Source organism: Polaribacter sp. YIW18, from assembly GCF_057219325.1.
This window is the reverse complement of the sequence record NZ_JBXVVE010000004.1, coordinates 116,712-136,036: the sequence shown is the minus strand read 5'-3', so window position 1 is coordinate 136,036 and position 19,325 is coordinate 116,712. Positions and strand designations below refer to the sequence as shown.

Below are 19,325 nucleotides of genomic sequence, written 5' to 3'. Positions count from 1 at the left end.
ACTTTAGCATTTTGTTAAGAAACCTTTTTGCTTAAAAGGGTTCAGATAGTTATTTTTGTTGGGTAAATGAGAAAATAATTTTTCTTTTTACTGAAAAATTAAAGAAAACAACTTTAATTTACTCGAATTTAAACACTTTAAAATATACATGGAACACTTTATAGTATCAGCACGTAAATATCGTCCTAAAAATTTTGAGGATGTTGTTGGCCAACAAGCCATTACTAATACGTTAGACAATGCTATAAAAAACAATCATTTAGCACAAGCTTTATTGTTTACAGGACCTAGAGGTGTGGGTAAAACTTCTTGTGCTAGAATATTGGCAAAAAAAATCAATCAACAAGAGGCAGCATTATCTAAAGATGAAGATTTTGCTTTTAATATTTTTGAGTTGGATGCAGCTTCTAACAACTCTGTTGATGATATTAGAAGTTTAACAGACCAGGTACGTATACCACCACAAACTGGTAAATACAAAGTGTATATTATTGATGAGGTTCATATGCTTTCTCAGTCTGCATTTAACGCATTTTTAAAAACCTTAGAAGAGCCACCTGCACACGCTATTTTCATATTAGCAACTACAGAAAAGCACAAAATAATTCCTACAATTTTATCTCGTTGTCAAATTTTTGATTTTAAGAGAATTGGTGTTTTAGACGCCAAAAATTACTTAAAAACCATTTGCGAGAAAGAGGAAATTACAGCTGAAGATGATGCTTTACACATTATAGCCCAAAAGGCTGATGGCGCTATGAGAGATGCTTTGTCTATTTTTGACAGAGTAGTTAGTTTTTCTGGTAAAAATTTAACTAGAGAGGCTGTAACCCAAAATTTGAATGTTTTAGATTACGATACGTATTTTAAAATGACAGATTTATTATTAGAGAATAAAATACCTGATGTTCTAAATACGTTTAACATAGTTTTAGCAAAAGGCTTTGAAGGACATCATTTTATTAATGGATTGGCTAGTCATTTTAGAGATTTATTAGTTGCTAAAGACAAAGCTACCGTTGCTTTATTGGAAGTTGGTGACGCTGCTAAAAAGAAATATTTAAAGCAAGCAGAAAAAGCTGGTATTCCCTTTTTAATGCAAGCCATTAATAAAGCAAATGATTGCGATTTAAATTACAAAGCAAGTAAAAATCAGCGATTGTTGGTAGAATTAACTTTAATGCAGATTGCCTCTATCACTTTTGATGGAGAAAAAAAAAAGTCAGCTAACTACATAATACCTGCTACATTTTTTCAAGCTCTTTCGCCTATAAAAAAACAAGTAAATAAATCTGTTTTAAAAACAGAAACAATTGTAAAAAAAGAGCTAACACAGGCTAAAGAGCAAGTAAAAACTGACCATATATCAGCTTCTACAGAACCTGTAAAACCTGTTTTAAATTTTGCAAGAAAACGCACCTCTTCTTTATCTTTAAAAAGCATACATCAAAAGAAAGAAAGTAAGAAAAAAGTTGTTGAAGAAAATTTTGACAACCACCCAAAAGATGTTTTTACAGAAAAAGAATTACAACTTTTTTGGCAAGAATACATTAATGTTTTAAACAAAAAAGGTGAAAGAAGCATGGCTTCTATTATTGCTGCAGATGCACCAAAATTAGATGGTAAATTTAAAATTGTGTACACTGTACCCAACAAATTAATGCAAGATCAATTTAAAAAAGGAAGACCTAAATTATTAAATTTTTTAAGAGAAAAATTAAATAATTACGGAATTGATATTGCCTTAGAGCTTAATGAAACTGTAGAAAAAAAGTTTGCTTATACTCCACAAGAAAAATACAGCAAACTTTTAGAAAAAAATCCTATGTTAGAAAAGTTACGTCAAACTTTTATGTTAGATCTGTAACATTTTTACATTTATGAGTGCATTTAGTACACTTAATAAACTGCTTTTTAAATTTTACTTTTTTTATTTTTATTTTTTTGAAAATTCATTTTTTTACCTAAATAAGATAAAACTAAGTTTTCTTTGATAGCTTCTGTTTCTTCAAACTCAGGAATTAAATAAATTCCTGTACCTTTTTCTATGAATAGCGCAACTGCTTTTTCTTCTTCAGATAGCATTTCTAAAACCTTATCATATTCCTCTTTATTGGCTATTTTTACTTCTGTTATATTCGGATTTTCTCTGTAAGCTTCACTCAAATTTATATAATCGTCATTTGGTGTAAAAAAGTTTTTTCTCTCAGTAACTGTTGCTTCAATAATTTCTTCAGAAGATGCTAATTTATAAGAACCATGCTCACCAAATACTGGAGAAAACTTATTAATTGCATGTTTATTTACCATGTCACTTCCTGTTAAAGCAATTAAATATCCAACATCATTTAACTCTATATTATCAGTTAATTCATCATCATAGACATCTACTTTAAATGCTTCTAAATCATCATCTAAAGCTTGTTGCACAAAATTTTTGTTAGAATCTATTAAAATAATTCTTTTGCCTTTAGCTTTTAGAAAACTAGCAATTAATCTTGCAGGGTTTGAAGCTCCTACAAACAAAATTGCATCCGATTTTTTTAAGAAAACCCCTACTAATTTTGCAAAAACTCTTGCTGTTGTTGCATTTAACAAAACGGTTCCTAAAACAATCATAAAAACCAAAGGTGTAATATATTCTGCACCCTCTACTCCTTGTTTTATCAATTTACTACCAAAAAGTGATGCAATTCCTGCGGCAACAATACCTCTAGGACCTACCCAACTTATAAATAGCTTTTCATTAAGTTTTAATTTTGATTTAAAAGTACTTACAAAAACTGCTAAAGGTCTTAATACAAAAACAACTATGGCAAATAAAGAGGCTGTTTTCCAGGTATATAAAAGCATTAAATCTTCTATATTAATGTTTGCTGAAAGTAAAATAAAAAGAATCGAAATTAATAAAACACTTAGCGATTCTTTAAAATACAATAGCTCTTTAATGTTATTTAATTTTCCATTTCCTAAAACCATCCCCATAACTACAACTGCTAAAAGGCCAGATTCATGCGCAAAAAGCTCAGACTCAACAAAAACCAATAAAACCGCAGAAAGAGAAACCACATTTAATAAATAGTGTGGAATTAACCTTTTATTGACTGCAAAAGCTAAAGCGTGTGCAAACGTAAACCCAAAAGTTGTTCCGAAAAGTAATATTTTACCAAACTCAATTAAGGCAGTTTTGGTAAAACCACCACCCCCACCAACACTAATAAATTCAAAAACCAATACTGCAACAAGTGCACCAATTGGGTCTATTAAAATACCTTCCCATTTTAAAACAGTAGAAATATCTTTTTTAAGAGGAATATTTCTTAAAATAGGTGTAATTACTGTTGGCCCAGTTACTATAATTAAACCTGCAAAAAGAAAGGATAAATCCCAACTTAAATGAAATATATAGTGTGCTAAAATACCAGCTCCGAAAAAGGTAATTGCAGCACCCACGGTAATTAATTTGGTTATTACAGGACCTACATTTTTAATTTCGCTTCTTTTTAAGGTTAAACCTCCTTCAAAAAGGATGATACTAATGGCTAATGAAACAAAATAATACAAACCTTCTCCAGGAAATAAACCTTTTTCTCCATTCCAAATGGGTTCTATCCATTTAGAGCCATCTTCACTTAAATATGCTGCTGCTATTGGGCCTACCAACAAACCTATTAGTATTAATGGTAAGATGGCTGGTATTTTAAATTTCCAAGCCACCCATTGTGCCAATATTCCTAAAATTATAATTCCTGCTAATTCTAACATGTTAATTTTTTAAAAAGTCTAATTTATGAAAAAACATAGTTGTGGCAAGTTTCTTTACATGAAATATTGTTTATTTTTGCATCAGAAACTTATATATTATGTTAGGATTACAGTTTGAAACTGAAACTTCTTGGGCAGAAATTGCCAAAGTAAACTTAGAACAAATATTAACAGATCATGCTTTTTTAGAGCAAAAAGCAGCTTCTAATGCTGTTTCTATTATTATAAATTACTCTGAAGAAACTGAATTAGTTAAGGAAATGAGCAACATTGCCATAGAAGAAATGCAACATTTTAAAATGGTACACTTGCTGATGGTTAAAAGAGGAATGGTTTTAGGCAGGGAGCAAAAAAACGATTATGCCATAAGGTTACAGAAGTTTTTTCCTAAAACCAAAGATAGAACACAAGCTTTGGTGCAACGTTTGTTAATTGCTGCTTTAATTGAGGCAAGAAGTTGTGAGCGTTTTAAAGTGTTTTCTGAAAACATGGAAGATGAAGAACTGCAAAAATTCTACAAAAATTTAATGATTTCTGAAGCTGGACATTATACTACTTTTTTACAGTTTGCAAGACAATATCAAGATAGAGAAATTGTAGACCAAAAATGGAATGCTTTGTTGGCTTTTGAAGCAGAAATGATGCGTGAACGTGGACATGTGGCTAAAATTCATGGGTAATTTTGGTTGATGGTTTATGGTTTATGGTTTTTATGGTTTATGGTTTATGGTTTATGGTTTATGGTGAAAAAACAAAATATTATTGAATTTAAAAATTGATTAAAAAAAAATGTTTTCTAAAGACGAAGCTGCAAAACTTAGAAAAGAATTTTGGACTAGTTTTGGAAAATCGTTTCCAAGAAAATGGTTGTTGTACAATACCAAAGTAAAAGGTTTGGCTTTTAAATTTGTTGCTGACAGAAAAAGAGCCATGGTTTGTTTGGATTTAGAAAATCCTGATGAGTTAACAAACATGTTGTATTATGACCAATTACTTTCTTTAAAAACTCTTTTAGAGGCAGCATTACCAGAAGTTATTTTTAATGATTGTTATAAACTTGATAATGGTAAAATCATAAGAAGAATTTATGTACCTTTTGAACGTAAATTTAGCATCCACAACAAAAATACTTGGAGAGATTGTTTTGAGTTTTTTGTAGCAACCATGCCTAAATTTGAGCTTTTTTTTCACGAATATGAAGCTATTATAAAAAACATTTAGTTAAAAGTAATTACGTTGTTGGCAAACTAGCTTGCGTTAAGGATTGAAACGACATCCTTTTTATGTTTGCTTTTTCTCTATAAATAACAACTACTTTCTCCTTTAAAAAAATATTCTTTTATAAAACATTAAACATAAAAAGATATAGTGGAAAGCCTGACCTGAAAGGGAACGCCCAAAAATTATTTTATAAACTGAATACTTAATGGATAATGTGGTGCTTCTCCATTACTTGCTTTGATGGCATTTGTTATAGGTAAGATTAAATATAAAAACCCTAAAATGATTAAACCTAAAATACCTAAACCTAAAAGTAAAATTAAAGGGATACATATTAATATGTAAATAAACATAGATATTCTAAAGTTTAAAATGGCTTTTCCGTGAAAATCCATACCATAAACTTCGTCTTTTTTGGTAAGCCATAAAATTAACGGCACAATAAAACCACCAATTCCTGATACAAAATCTAATAATTGACTTAAGTGAGTTAATACTAATAGTTGTTTGTCTTCTTTCATGTTTGTTACTTTATTTATTTGACCGAAAAATTTAGTATTTGTTACAAAAATATATTTTCAAAAAATTAATAGATTGCTTAAACAAATATACTTTTTTAGTTTTATACTAACTTCAATTTATTTTTGCTTGTTTATAGTTAGCTTATAAAATTGATAGTAATTAGCTAAAAAGTCTAATTACTAAAAATGCGCTAAACTTTTTGGTTTTTTGTAGTAAAATGTTTGCGTATTTTTGCAATATGATTCAAAATGATACCATTATTGCTTTGGCGACTCCTGCAGGAGTTGGCGCAATTTCTGTAATTAGACTTTCTGGAGAAAATGCTATTAATATAGTTGATGCCAATTTTAAATCGATAAAAAATGATAAATCTTTAAAAAAGCAAAAAACACATAGCATACATTTAGGGCATATTATAAAAAATGATATTGTTTTAGATGAAGTTTTGGTATCTGTTTTTAAAAATCCAACTTCTTATACTGGTGAAAATGTTGTAGAAATTTCTTGTCATGGATCTAGTTTTATTCAGCAAGAAATTATACAATTATTTTTGCAAAAAGGTTGTAGAATGGCAGATAATGGGGAGTTTACGATGCGCGCTTTTTTAAACGGAAAAATGGATTTGAGTCAGGCAGAAGCGGTTGCAGATGTAATTGCCTCAAACTCTGCTGCAAGCCACCAAATGGCCATACAACAAATGCGAGGTGGCATTACCAGCGAGTTAAAAGAATTGAGAAAAAAATTATTAGATTTTGCTGCTTTAATTGAGTTAGAGCTCGATTTTTCTGGCGAAGACGTAGAATTTGCAGACAGAACTCAATTTAAAGAACTGGTAGCAAAAATTACTTTTGTTTTAAAACGATTGATAGATTCGTTTTCGTTTGGAAATGCCATGAAAAACGGAATTCCAGTAGCTATTATTGGTGAACCTAATGTAGGAAAATCAACACTATTAAATGCACTTTTAAACGAAGAAAAAGCCATTGTGTCTGACATTGCTGGTACTACTAGAGATGCCATAGAAGATGAATTAATTATAGAAGGTGTTGCTTTTAGATTTATAGATACAGCAGGAATTAGAGAAACTGTAGATGTTGTAGAAAGTATTGGAATACAAAAAGCGTATGAAAAAGCAGAAAATGCACAGTTGATTATTTTCTTAATTGATGCCAATAAATACATCCACTCAAAGGATTCTTTTTTAGAGGAAATTGATACCATAAAAAAGCGTTTCCCAAATAAAAGGTTGTTGGTTATTGCCAATAAAGTAGATACGTTATCTTGTCATGATTTATCTATTTTAGAATCGGAAATTGAAAACTTAATTCCTTTATCTGCAAAGCAAAAAACAGGGATAGAAGAATTGAAAAACGAACTAACATCTTTGGTAAATATCGGTGCGCTAAGCAATAACGAAACTATTGTAACCAATTCTAGACATTTTGAAGCTTTAAACAATGCCTTAGAAGCAATTACCTCTGTACAACAAGGGATAGATTTAGAAATTTCTACAGATTTATTTTCTATAGATATTAGAGAATGTTTGCGTCATTTAGGGAATATTACAGGAGAATATGATGTAGATAAAGATATTTTAGGCCATATTTTTTCTAATTTCTGTATTGGCAAGTAATGGTTATAGAAGATTTAATTGGAGAGTATCAAATTATTGGAAGTAACCAAGATGATTCTGAAAACACTTACAAAGGTATATTAAGTCTAAGCCTTGATAGCAATCATAGAATTGATGCTAAATGGCTAATAAATAAAAGCCAGCAACAATTTGGCAAAGGTTTTTTTAAGAATAATATATTGGTTATTAATTTTGAATATCAAGGTGATGAAAACGAAATCTACAAAGGTGTTGTAGTTTATAAATGTATTACCAAAGATATTTTAGAGGGTTTTTGGTCTGAAGAATTTGGAAACCCTAACTTTTTGGGACAAGAAAATTGTTTTAGATGTAAGGAAAAAGAAATTTTAAACTAAAAAAAACACCTTTTTTCTACTGGTAAATTAGATGTAATGTCTTTGAATTTGTTGTTGGTGTAATCAATTAAAATAAAATACTTTTCTATCTTTTTTTGTAATTTAATTCTATTATCAAACAATATTTTTAGCCATAAAAAAACGCTCAAATAAATTTGAGCGTTTTTAAAGTTTAAGGTATTAGTGTAAAAAACTATTCCTTAATAAATTTTGCTGTACCTACTCTTCCTGCAGATTCATACTTAATTAAATAAATACCTTTACTTAATTCTGAAATATCTAAACTAGTACTTGTATTATTAACTGTAAAAGACTTTACCTTTCTACCTAAAACGTTAAAAACATCTGCCTTAGTAATCGTTTCTTTTGCTGATATTTGTAATTGAGTTTTAGCTGGATTAGGAAACATAGAAAAACCTAATAACTTATTATTATCTACGCTTGCAGTAGTTAAACCAGAAATCTTAAAATTATCGATTAAAACAGTACCTCCAGCATTCACATCAGCACCAGCAGCAATTATAAAATCAAAAATAAATAATCCATTTGAACCATTAAAATCATTGTCAGAAACATTAAATTCTATATTAGACCAAGTAGAATTATTTATTTGACTTTGTAAATCTAATTTATTTATTTGTTTTACACCTGCACCAGAAGTTGTATTTGGCACTTGGATCCCCGTGTGAAAAGCAGCACCAACATAATTCCCAACAAATTTAACATCAAAAGAAATATTAAATTCAGAATTACCTTTAAAATCAAAATTTTCGTTTTGATATCTGTAAGAATAATTTTTACCAGCTCCACCAGCACTATTAACGCCTATTATTTCTAAAGCACCTGTACCATTACCAATTTCATTAAAATTAACTGCAGCATTTGTATCTGCAGCAGCATCTGCAATTTTATCAAATACGTTTATAGAAGCAGCTTCATCAAAAGTCCAATTAATTATATCACCTGATGCATTATCTCCAGTATTTCCAGTCCCAGAACCATCTTTATATATATATATATTATCAACATAAACAACTCCTAAATTTGAAGTAATTATATATTGTGCAATATTATCTCTTAAATTAATACCGGTATTCCCTGCTACAATCCATGATGAAAATGGTATATCATATGATATCCAACCTCCTGGGTTAGGATTTGGCAAAGCAGGACTTGAACCATTAGCTGTAGAAAACTCTATTGCACTAGTCTCTTTTGCTTCTACATTAGCAAAGTTAACTAATTTGTGATTAAAACTCTTGTCTAAAGTCTCTGTTTCTGTCCAAATATCAATGTGGAAATGAGTGAATGATGTTAAATCTATTTTTGAATTTGCAAAATCTATTCCTACAAAATTAGCATTTTGACCTGATGCAAATGAAACTTTTTTAATATTATTTCCTGCTGCTGTAACATCAGAAATATCAGCTTCATCCCAATCAGTTCCAAACGTAACGTTAGGTTTATCTGTGTAAGCATCACTAAACAAAGAAATAACATCTGCTGCATCTCTTGTTGGAGGAGTGGTTGGAGCATCAGTTGGTGCTGGATCTTCTGGAAGTGTTGTTGGTAAACCTTTAAGATTTTTTATATAAAAAACTCTACCATCTGGTGTTCCAAAATTGTTAGTACTAGTATCCCAATTGGTATGGAGTGCAAAATCAGTATAAATACCATTGGCTTGTCCTTTCCCATCCAAGCTTTGGTCGAATGTTAACGTTAAAGTTTCCCAACCTGATCCAGTATGGCTTACAGAAGTAACTGAATCTGGAGCCCCATCAACACCTCCTTGTGCTTTAGGTGCAATTGTTATAGCTGTAGTTGAATAAACATCTAACTGCATAGATAGCTGGGTAGCTGCTGTTAAAGTATAAGGAGTAGTTAAAGTAACGTCTGTACCTTGCCAATTTGCACCATTTGTATTTGTTATTTTAACAACTTGAGTATTGGCATCTGTGGGGTCAGCATCATAAACTGGAGTTGCATCACCAAAACCACCTTGTAAACCAGTACCGTTAAATGACTCTAGCAAATCGTAAGTTGCCGTTTGACTACTATTTGCTGGGTTACTTACAACAACGCTGCCTAAATTACTTTCTTCAGTAGGATTTGCTATTAAACCAGTTACTGAAAAACCATACTGTACAATATGACCTGCAGGTAACTCACTTGCAGAAGCAGAAACACTAAAAGTACTAACCGCATCTGTTAAAGTGAATGTTTTATTTGTAACCGTTGCATAATTGTTACCTGGATCTAAAGCTTTTATAAAAGCTTTTACGGTGTATCCAGAAGCTATTGTATAAGAATCTAAGTTTCCAGAAAAAGTTAAATCGGAACCTGCTAAACTACTATCTTCTACAAACCCACTTACTTCAACGGTTTTGTTAGGAGTTTCTGAAGCGCTAAACCAACCAGCATCCCATGATGCTGCATTTTCAGCCCAAATTAAAAAATTGGGTTGCATAGTTAATACGTTTCCAGAAAATGTTGATTTATTTTTTGCAAATTCATAATTAAACCCAAATTCAAAATTTCCGTCCGAAACATTAAATGCAGCTACAAATGACTTCCAAGTCTTTGAAGCATCAACAGAAACTGTATTCTGCGATGTTAAAAGTGATGTAACAAATAACATCAATAGTAATGTAATTTTTTTCATAATTATAAAGTTTATTTAAATTGTTATATACAATATTAACTTTAATATATTCATTTTTAACATATAGCACCTCAACAAAAAACATACAAAAAATAAAAAAACTAAATTTAACATTTAACAAATTAGCACATTGTAGTGAGAGCGGTAGTTTACATTGAAATTATTTTAATAAAAAAATAATATTTTTTTGTAAATAAAAATAAGTGTGTATTGGTAGTGTATGGGTAAAAAAAGATTGGTGAATTCTAAAAATTTGACAAGTAGTTAGAAACTAAAAAACCCTTTAAATAACTCATATTTAAAGGATTAATAAAATACATTTTATAATTGAATAAGATGTTTTAAAATTTTAGTTTTTCGTTTTTATCCCATAACCCCCAATAAGCTCCAACATCTCCTTCATCTCCAGTTTTCCAAGATTCATCAAAAGATGAAAAGTAAAAAATATCTACGTTGTCTTTTTGAGACCATTTTTGAGTGTTTATAAAATATCTTATTGCATTTTCTTCATTAGAATCTGCTGCTACTTCAGTTCCCCCCTTACTTGGCCAACCCGTTTCTGTAATAATTACTTTTTTACCTTTTGCAGCTTTTGTAGCTTGGTAAAACATTTGTTGCATGTGATTTAAAGAATCGTCTATATGACATCCTTCCCAATATGGGTAACAGTTTGATAGAATTACATCGCTAATTTCTACCAGTTCTGGGTGTCTAGAAAATTCGTAGTAAGCATCTACATAACCCACTGCAACATCTGGTAGTGTTTCTTTTACTCTTTTAATGTAGGCTAACAGTTGTTCTAAAGTTAATTCGTTTCTGTATAAAACCTCGTTACCAACTGCAGCAATATCTATGTAACCTTGCTTACCTAATTGAATTAATGCGTCTATTTCTTGCTCATTTTTTTCTAAATCATCACTTAACCAAGCCCCCACCATATTTTTTAATCCATGTTTTTGTGCGATTCTTGGTATGTGTTCATTACCTTCTATACAAGAAAAAGAACGGATCCATTTTGTATAGGGTTTTAATATTTTAATACGTCTTTCTACCTGCTCTTCTGTAATAGTGTCTCCTGGCTCTTGACCATCTTCATACATACTAAAACAAATACCATGCATTCCTTGGTTTAAAACCTCTTTCCATTGTGATTTTAAATCTTCTAATGAATATTTCGAAAAATCTTTACCTCGGTAACCACTATAATTGGTGGTACTTACTAAATAATTATGTTTTCCTCTAAATGACATATATTTTTTTTATAATTCTCCTCTACGTTTCACTAAAACCTCTTTAATTTCTTTAGCTTTAGACTCATTTAAACTATATTTCCACATGACAAACATTGCTAATGCTGCTGTACTTGCAGGTACTACAATATCTGCAATTCTTAACGATGTCATTGTTTCTAGTGCTTGCTTTGTAATGTTTTGATCAAAACCAACAAACTTAAGTATTACACCACTTAAAATAATTGCAATTGCTTGCCCTAACTTTACCATCCACCAGTATATGGCTCCAAAAGTTCCTTCTTTTCTAGGCATTCCATTTTCTAATTCATCTAAATCACAAACATCTGCAGTCATAGACATCATTAGGGTAAATAAACCTCCCATACCAAAAGCAAAAAATGGTATTGGTAAAAAGATAAGCCATGGTATTCCGTTACTGGCATCTATACTAAACCAAGACATACCAATAGTATCTAAATAAGGATTTAAAAATTCAAAAATAGAAGCCACACCATTGGTCATTGATTCTCCTAAAGCTGTTTCATTAAAGCTTTTATTTAGAGCAATATCAAAACCCCACCATTTTAGAACGTAACCTATTATCGACAAAAATGTAGAAATTAAAAAAGCATTTCTTTTTCCCCATTTTGTTGCCATTTTAGATACAATTGGTATTACTATAAAAGCAGTAATTACCGCATTTAAAGTATTAAACCAAGCTGGCCAAGTACCTGCTTGCTCCCAACTACCATGATTCATATAAAAAACAATGATAAATACAGAAAATGCAGCCACTAATTGAAACCCATTAAATACTAAAAAAGTAGCACCACAAAGTTTCATAAAAGGCTTGTTTTTGGATACTTGTTTGATTGCTTTAAATAACTCTTTAAAGTTAGAGGCAAGTGTTTTAAGGGTAATAACCTGTCTATTATCCATATTTGCAGAATCTATACCTCTACAGAAAAATGCAGGTAAAACTCCAAATAATATACATACACCACCTACAATTATTGCCATTGTTCTTACCCCTTGTGCAGGATTGTCAAACGTATTTACATCTGGAATAATTACATACAACCAAGGAACTATCATCCACGCAATTTGCCCCATACTATTTGCAAGACTCATTAATCTTGTTCTTTCATTATAATCTGATGTCATTTCATATCCTAAACCAACTAATGGTGTTGCAAACATGGTGTTTCCTACCAAAAACAGAATTTGCAAAATCATTACATACCAAAAGTTAAAGGTTTGTGATGCGTTTTCATCTAATTGCCACATTAAAATAAATAGGATTCCACTTATTATTGCCCCTGTAAAAATATAAGGTCTTCTTCTACCAAAACGAGATTTTGTATTATCTGAAATAAAGCCCATAATGGGGTCTGTTAAAGCATCAAAAACTCGAGGTAAACCGCCTAATAAACCAGCCCAAACAGGATCCATACCAAAAGCTGTTAAAATAAATACCTGGAGATACACACCCAATACACCTGGTAAAAGGTTTAATACAAAGTGACCAGAACCAAATGCTGCTTTTTGTCCAAAAGGTACTTTTCCTCTTGCTGTTGTTTTAATATTAGACATATTTTATAATTTAGTTAATTAATATTGTTTGTAATGCTTGTTGATCTATGTTTATAGTAATTTCTTTTTCTTTAAATTTTAATGTAAAGCTCTTCGCTTTTTTACCCTCATTAAATACAATTACAGCTATAGAACCATCTTTGTTTTGTGCTGCTGTAACTTGTAACTCTTTATCTGAATTTTCTAATCCAATAACTTTTGCTTCTGGTCTAATAAATTTACTAAAGTGCGCCATTGTGTAATATAATGGTGTAAAATATACTTCGTCTTTATCTGAATCTACAATAATGGGTGCTACACACCAATTTTTAAACCAATTTGGGCCACCTTGTCTATCTAAAACCATATTCCAATCTACCCAACCATCTACCCAATTATTTAGACAACCAATAATATCTCTTGCATATCTATTTACAGGCGCATATTTTGGATGTAAATACTTTTGATCTTCTGGAGCCCAATCCCAACCCCAATCTGTGGATTCTTTTGACCAATACCAAACATCATTTTTCCACTCAGGCACTTGAGAATCTATACAACCTTCTGTTTCTATTAAATATTTATTTGGTGCTTTGTTATGCGCATATTGTAGTTCTTCTGGAAACACCTCATAAGTGCTTTCGTACCAATGAATTGCAGTACCATCAAAGTATTTAGAAGAGGCTTCATCTCTATACATTTCATCTACCCATTCTTTTAAGCCTGCTCTATTTTGATCGTACCCTAAAATAATTTTATCACCATAACCCTCTACTTCTAACTTTGGTCCTAAATGAAATTGAACAAAATCTGTCATTTCTTTAGGTGTAAAATGCATAGACTCCCAATTATTACCATTTCCATGAGGTTCATTTTCTACTGTAAAACCCCAGATATCGATTCCTTCTTGTTGGTAAGCATCTAAATATTTAGAGAAAAATAACGCCCAAGTATCATAATATTTTGGCAATAATTTACCGCCAACCCATTCTTTGTTATCTTTCATCCAAGGGGCAGCTGTCCAAGGTGATGCAAATATTTTAAAACCATCTTCAGATACTTTTAGAGCATCTTTTATCATCGGTATTAAATCATCTATATCATCTTTTATAGTAAAGTGTTCTAGATTTATATCATCTTCAACTGGAGAATATGAATATTGAGATAGTGAAAAATCGCAAGAATTCATGTGAGTTCTTGTTAATGAGTAGTTAGCACCTTGTTTTGAAAAATAGGCTTGTAAAATAGTATCTCTATTTTTTTTACTTAATTTATTTAATAAATATGCAGATGACTCTGTAAATGCGCCTCCAAAACCTGTAATTGTTTGAAATGTTTTTGAAGGATCTAATGCTATGATAGAACTCTTTTCTACAGATTTAAAATTGGTGATTTTTGCTAATTTATTGCCTGCAGCAGAAGTTTCATAAACTTCTACAGCAAGTGTATTATCTTTTTGTGTGCAACTCATTATAGCTAATAAAAAAAGTGTCGAAAAAAAAATATTGAATTTCATTTTAATAATATTTATCTTGGATAATCTGTATTTGGCACCAAAACAGTTTTCATCATTTGCTCTTTATCTCCGTTAAAAGTTTTGGTTATCTGTTTTCCATTTCTAGTTAAGCCTTTAAAAACATGGTTATCAACCATTTCCCAAAGTGGGTATTTAGCTTCACTTTTTAAGTTTATTAACCCAAAATGATTTTCTGAACCTTTCGAATTATTGGCATCTTTCCATTGTTCATCAAAAGCTTCAAAATAGAAACAAGCAATTTCTTCTTTATTGGTCCAATCTCTAATATATTTATAGTACAAACCTTGTTTATATTCGTCTGTTGCTCTAGAACCATCTGGTCCATAAAGACCGTTAGAAATGGTTGCCCAACCAGTTTCTCCTATATGAACAGGCTTATTTACACCAATACTTTTCATATAATTAACAACACCTTTATATTGGTTTTTTGCAAAATTTAAAGCCCTTAGCATACTAGCATCAATCTTTTCTTTGTCTGACAGATTTTTTAAGTGATTCGGATTTTTCCAAAATGCAGGGTTATAATGTGTGTTATGGTATGGATACGTATGCATAGAAATATAATCTACTGCTTTTATCAACTTATTTAAATCTTCTGTATGATAAAGAGGATCTCCACCACCCCAAGATGAAAAATCGTCTGAACTTGTAATCCATAAATCTTTAGGTAACTCTCCTTTTTGTTTTAACGATTGTAAATGGTTTACCCATTTTAAAATTACATTAGGCTGTACAAAATAACTTGCTGCCCATTTTACCATAGCTTCATTACCAACAGCTATTATTTTTACAATTTCTGGATATTGTTTTGCTAGGGCTACTGCTCTTTTAATTTCTCCTTCGTTTTGAGGACTTTCTATATTATGATTAGGAACTTTATCTGTCCATGCATTTAAGCAATCTATCCATGCACCTAACATTACATACATTTCAAAATTTGGATCTTCTATTTTAAGCTCTGAAATTGCTTTTAAAACATTTGAAGCATGTGGCAGTTTGGGTTGTACATTGTAAGTTCTTAAAACCTTAACGCCCATAGCAGAAAGAATTTTTAAATCTTCTTTCAACTCTTCTATTGTTGGTTGAATTTCTCTAGAGGTTTCTCTATAACCACCATATGATATTGCCAAATAATTAGGGTTTCCTAAAATTTCTGAAGCTGTCATTGATACTGTTTGAGTATTTTCTGTGTTGTTTTTTTTATTACATCCGAAGTTAAACATCAATACAAAAAGAGCTAAAAAAAGTGTCTTATTTATGTTCATAACTAACTGTTTAAATTCGGATGTTTTTATTTGTTTACAAAAACTATAATTTTGTTGATCTCACCTGTTCTTTTAAATAATTTATCACTGTTATTTTTATCTAACTTTAAACTATTTATTGTAGATGTTTTGCCTTCTGTATAAAATACTTTTAACTTATTTTCTGAAGACAATGTATAGACAATAGGTACTTGACAATAGGTAAAAGCTAAAGTATCTGAGTCAAGAACTAGTGTTTTTTTATGATTCTCTACATCTATATATTCGAAATCTTTTGAAGTCTTTAAAAACTCTTCATCTCTAAGTAATCTTGGATTAAATGTTACCTCTCCATCTTTTACAAAAACACCTAATTCGCCCATTCTAGAAAGCACATCTTCTTTTACTTGACCTGTCATACCAGGTTGTTGCGCTCCTTTTGTTGCTGGTGTATGTGAATATGGATCTGTTGGGAAAGCACCATATAATTCTGGTGATTTATGCACACCAATTCCTTCAAAAATTTCGTAATAGTGTTCTAATAATCTACCAATAACATCTTCACTTTCGTTATTATTTACAGCCAACCAACAGTTTTCTTGAACTGCTAATAATAGTTTAGAAACCATATGCCAATAAATAGACCCTAAGCCCTCGTAACCAAAGAATGTTCCTGATCTTCCTGTAAATGATTTATGATCGAACATTTCTTCGTAAACTGCCAACAACAATTCCTCTTCATTGTTTACTAAAGAATGGTATTTTTCTGGTAAGTTTTTCAATCCTACTTTTAATGCATTCGCATTGTTAAAGTTTCCATTAAAATGATAATTTCCAGCAACATCTTTTTCTACAATTTGACGATTGTCTTCTGCTAGTAATTGTTGTAATAGTTTCGATTTTTTTACAGCTGTTTCTGGGATATTGTTTTTATCAATGAATCTTCCTAAATCTTTGTTAGGATATAAAATGTAGCTGTATTGGTCTTGCCTAAACAAAGCACTTGCTTTTAAACCATCTAAAACTGCTAAGGATTCTTTTGGAGATAAGCTACCAGAACTTAATACTGCAACTTGCCCTTCTAACATCTCTGACAGGTAAGAAATTGATACTTCTTTATCATTTTCTGCAGTCATTAAATTATAAGAATGATACAAATTATCTTTGCGCTTATTGGCATCGATTGTTTGTGATGTATATTTTTTGGTAATGCTAAAAAAGTCTACCAATTCTTGTTTAGAAATTGGCGATTTTTTATTCTGGAAACCTTCTGCGTAAATTTTTAATCTGTATTCACTTCCTGCTTCACCAACACCATCTAAAACTTTTTTACGATCTGCATTAGAAATGTTTTTAGACAAAATACTTTCATTATCCTTTAATGATGTCACAACTTTGTTGAAAAAAGTAACCAATTCATTAGATATCGTATATTCTTCAATATCAGTATTTGACACTACTTTTTCGAAAAATGTAATAAAACGATGTAAATAATAAAGCGTTACCATAGAAACTCCATTACCTACCAAAGCGTTGTTGGCATCATTCCATTCTGGTCTTTGTGTATTCATCCAAATACCACCTTCTGGAATAAAGTTAGCTACTTTTGCTAATAGTGTTGCTAACAATTTTTCCATCATATTTACTTTATAAATGGAATCATTTGCGTCTCTTAACAAAGCCCCATCTGCACCAATTTGAGCTCTTAATTCATCTATTTTTTGATGCGCTTTTTGGTCAAAGTCTATGGTATCTTTTGGGTTTTGTAATGTTTCTTGATAACTTTTAATTTTATAGGGCACATTGGCATATACAAAAACAGGTTCTGTAAAGTTTTCTGACAATCTACCAGGATAATAATTTTCTATAAATTCTAAGAATTTTAATAAATAAATTGTTTGATGATCACCCCAATAACCAATGTAAGACCAAGGATCATCTGGTTCTATAGTTTCCCAATCAAAACCACCTTTGGTAACTCTGTAAGGATTATAACCATCAAAAGTAGAAGCATTTAAAAACTTATGAATCATACCTTCTATAAACTCTGGATATGAGTGTGCTAATGCTTCCCAATTCTGAAAAATATCTCTCCAGTTTCCTTCGTAATCTAATATTTTAGAACCATCAATCTCACTTTGTGTGTTTATTGAAAAACGGTTCCATGGTCTACTTGGATCTCCATGTCTACGACTAAATTTTAAAGGTAAATACTCAAAACACAGTCTTTTAAAATCTTTGTCCTTACTTGTCTTTGCTGTGTTTTTTAAATAATCTACCGTAAATTCTTCTGGAAATTTATTAATGATTTCTTGTTGATTTTTAAATACTTGTTGGTTTGCACCTTTTAAGTATTTTTTAAAATCTTGATTTTCAATTTTATATCCATCATCAAAAATACCACCTCTCATAATGTTAAAAAGTGTATTTGCAAAATGACGTGTATTTCTTAATTGTATTTCACCCAACTCTAAACCATCAGAAGCAGCTACTAATTTTATTAATTGCGCTGTGCCTTCATCTATACTTTTTTGAAGTAAGGTTGATAAATTAGATTCGGTTTTAATGCGTTTTGCCAAACGATGATAATCTCCTAAATCTTGATTAACGTTTGCAATTAAACACCAAGATTCTTGCGCATTTGCCTCTAAAGACAAATCTTGAATTGTAAAATAAGCTCCTTTTTCTGCTTTTACATCAATTTCTTGATGCATTTCTTCACCATTTCTAAAAGCGTCTAATTGTCTTGAAGAAATTAAGTATGTTGGATTCTTAACACCCAAAGACCAAACTAAATTTGATTTTAATGCTTCGCTTGGTTCTGCTTTATCTACAATAATTGCACTTAATGCATAAATACCTATACCAGAACTTGTTTCTAACTCACTTTTTTTGTAAGCATCTACTAAATTACTGCGTATACCTTGAATTGCTGAAGTTACTCCATAAGGCAAAATATTTTGAACCCCATCTAAAATAGTTACATCAACCTTATTATTTGTGTTGTTAATTAAGTTTGATTTTCTAATAAAACCATATTCATTTGAAGTATTCCAGTGATATCTATAAGTTAATCCTAAATCTTCATTAACTTCTTCGAAAACAACTTTGTTTCCATAACTATTTTTGTAAAGGTTTCTTTTTATTTGGTAAACGCCTTCATATTTATCAGAAAAAGGTTCCCAAAGAAAAGTTTTGTCTTCTTTATGAACTTGTAGTATTGTTTTACTACCTGTTACTTCTGCAGATTCTGTTATTTTATCATCTGTATAATAAGGAAATAGTGAATTTTCTGCATCTTTTCTACCTGCAGTTAAACCTCCATTACTAGAAATAAACATCCAGTGATTGGCGTTACTAACAAGACTCATAAAAAAGGGTCTCATTTTATTACTATTCGAAATTTTGTAATAAACTTCGTTATCAAAGTTTACTAATTCTCCTTTTACCTTTAAAGCAGTGTTTTCTGCTAAATTTTTACCTAAATAAATAGTATTCTTGGTCATTATAAAATCATACTTAAAACATATCTAAAGACATGAAAAACAATGTTTTTATTTTTAATTTGTAATATTTAATTT

Annotated in this window: 13 protein-coding genes; 5 read left to right on the top strand and 8 right to left on the bottom strand. The window is 30.5% G+C overall.

Annotated features, from left to right (window positions below; translation table 11 throughout):
- Positions 1-148: 148 nt before the first annotated feature.
- Complete coding sequence (locus AC2D6T_RS05960; protein WP_484680817.1) at positions 149-1,867, top strand: DNA polymerase III subunit gamma/tau; 1,719 nt, start codon at positions 149-151, stop codon at positions 1,865-1,867.
- A 47-nt stretch (positions 1,868-1,914) separates the two neighbouring features.
- Here the strand turns inward: AC2D6T_RS05960 and AC2D6T_RS05955 are convergent, their stop codons facing one another.
- Positions 1,915-3,765: a cation:proton antiporter gene (locus tag AC2D6T_RS05955; RefSeq protein ID WP_484680816.1), complete on the bottom strand. Its 1,851-nt coding sequence runs from the start codon at positions 3,763-3,765 to the stop codon at positions 1,915-1,917.
- Between the two features lie 98 nt (positions 3,766-3,863).
- Here AC2D6T_RS05955 and AC2D6T_RS05950 point away from each other — a divergent pair, with 98 nt between their 5' ends.
- Positions 3,864-4,445: a MiaE family protein gene (locus tag AC2D6T_RS05950; protein WP_438988268.1), complete on the top strand. Its 582-nt coding sequence runs from the start codon at positions 3,864-3,866 to the stop codon at positions 4,443-4,445.
- Positions 4,446-4,554: 109 nt separating this feature from the next.
- On the top strand, positions 4,555-4,986 hold the full coding sequence (locus tag AC2D6T_RS05945) for a DUF4268 domain-containing protein (RefSeq protein WP_484680815.1): 432 nt from the start codon (positions 4,555-4,557) through the stop codon (positions 4,984-4,986).
- A gap of 182 nt (positions 4,987-5,168) precedes the next feature.
- Here AC2D6T_RS05945 and AC2D6T_RS05940 read toward each other — a convergent pair whose 3' ends face one another.
- Positions 5,169-5,507, bottom strand: coding sequence for a DUF4870 domain-containing protein (locus tag AC2D6T_RS05940; RefSeq protein WP_438988265.1), 339 nt, complete (start codon positions 5,505-5,507; stop codon positions 5,169-5,171).
- Positions 5,508-5,746: 239 nt separating this feature from the next.
- Here AC2D6T_RS05940 and mnmE point away from each other — a divergent pair, with 239 nt between their 5' ends.
- Complete coding sequence (gene mnmE, locus AC2D6T_RS05935) at positions 5,747-7,141, top strand: tRNA uridine-5-carboxymethylaminomethyl(34) synthesis GTPase MnmE (RefSeq protein WP_484680814.1); 1,395 nt, start codon at positions 5,747-5,749, stop codon at positions 7,139-7,141.
- The gene (locus AC2D6T_RS05930; protein WP_298949351.1) at positions 7,141-7,497 is read left to right on the top strand and encodes a hypothetical protein; all 357 of its coding nucleotides are present in this window, start codon (positions 7,141-7,143) and stop codon (positions 7,495-7,497) included. The genes mnmE and AC2D6T_RS05930 overlap by 1 nt, the downstream gene beginning before the upstream one ends.
- A 193-nt stretch (positions 7,498-7,690) precedes the next feature.
- Here AC2D6T_RS05930 and AC2D6T_RS05925 read toward each other — a convergent pair whose 3' ends face one another.
- The 6 genes from AC2D6T_RS05925 to AC2D6T_RS05900 all read right to left on the bottom strand — a co-directional run bounded on the left by AC2D6T_RS05925 (position 7,691) and on the right by AC2D6T_RS05900 (position 19,250).
- Complete coding sequence (locus AC2D6T_RS05925; RefSeq protein WP_484680813.1) at positions 7,691-10,159, bottom strand: T9SS type A sorting domain-containing protein; 2,469 nt, start codon at positions 10,157-10,159, stop codon at positions 7,691-7,693.
- Positions 10,160-10,500: 341 nt separating this feature from the next.
- Positions 10,501-11,409 (bottom strand): glycoside hydrolase family 17 protein, encoded by a 909-nt coding sequence (locus AC2D6T_RS05920; RefSeq protein ID WP_484680812.1) that lies wholly within the window; start codon positions 11,407-11,409, stop codon positions 10,501-10,503.
- Positions 11,410-11,418: 9 nt separating this feature from the next.
- The gene (locus AC2D6T_RS05915; RefSeq protein ID WP_484680811.1) at positions 11,419-12,984 is read right to left on the bottom strand and encodes an MFS transporter; all 1,566 of its coding nucleotides are present in this window, start codon (positions 12,982-12,984) and stop codon (positions 11,419-11,421) included.
- Between the two features lie 10 nt (positions 12,985-12,994).
- A complete protein-coding gene (locus AC2D6T_RS05910; protein ID WP_484680810.1) occupies positions 12,995-14,434 on the bottom strand; it encodes a glycoside hydrolase family 30 protein in 1,440 nt (479 codons plus the stop codon).
- Between the two features lie 56 nt (positions 14,435-14,490).
- Complete coding sequence (locus AC2D6T_RS05905; protein ID WP_484680809.1) at positions 14,491-15,765, bottom strand: glycoside hydrolase family 17 protein; 1,275 nt, start codon at positions 15,763-15,765, stop codon at positions 14,491-14,493.
- A gap of 26 nt (positions 15,766-15,791) precedes the next feature.
- Positions 15,792-19,250 (bottom strand): hypothetical protein, encoded by a 3,459-nt coding sequence (locus tag AC2D6T_RS05900; protein WP_484680808.1) that lies wholly within the window; start codon positions 19,248-19,250, stop codon positions 15,792-15,794.
- Positions 19,251-19,325: the final 75 nt, after the last annotated feature.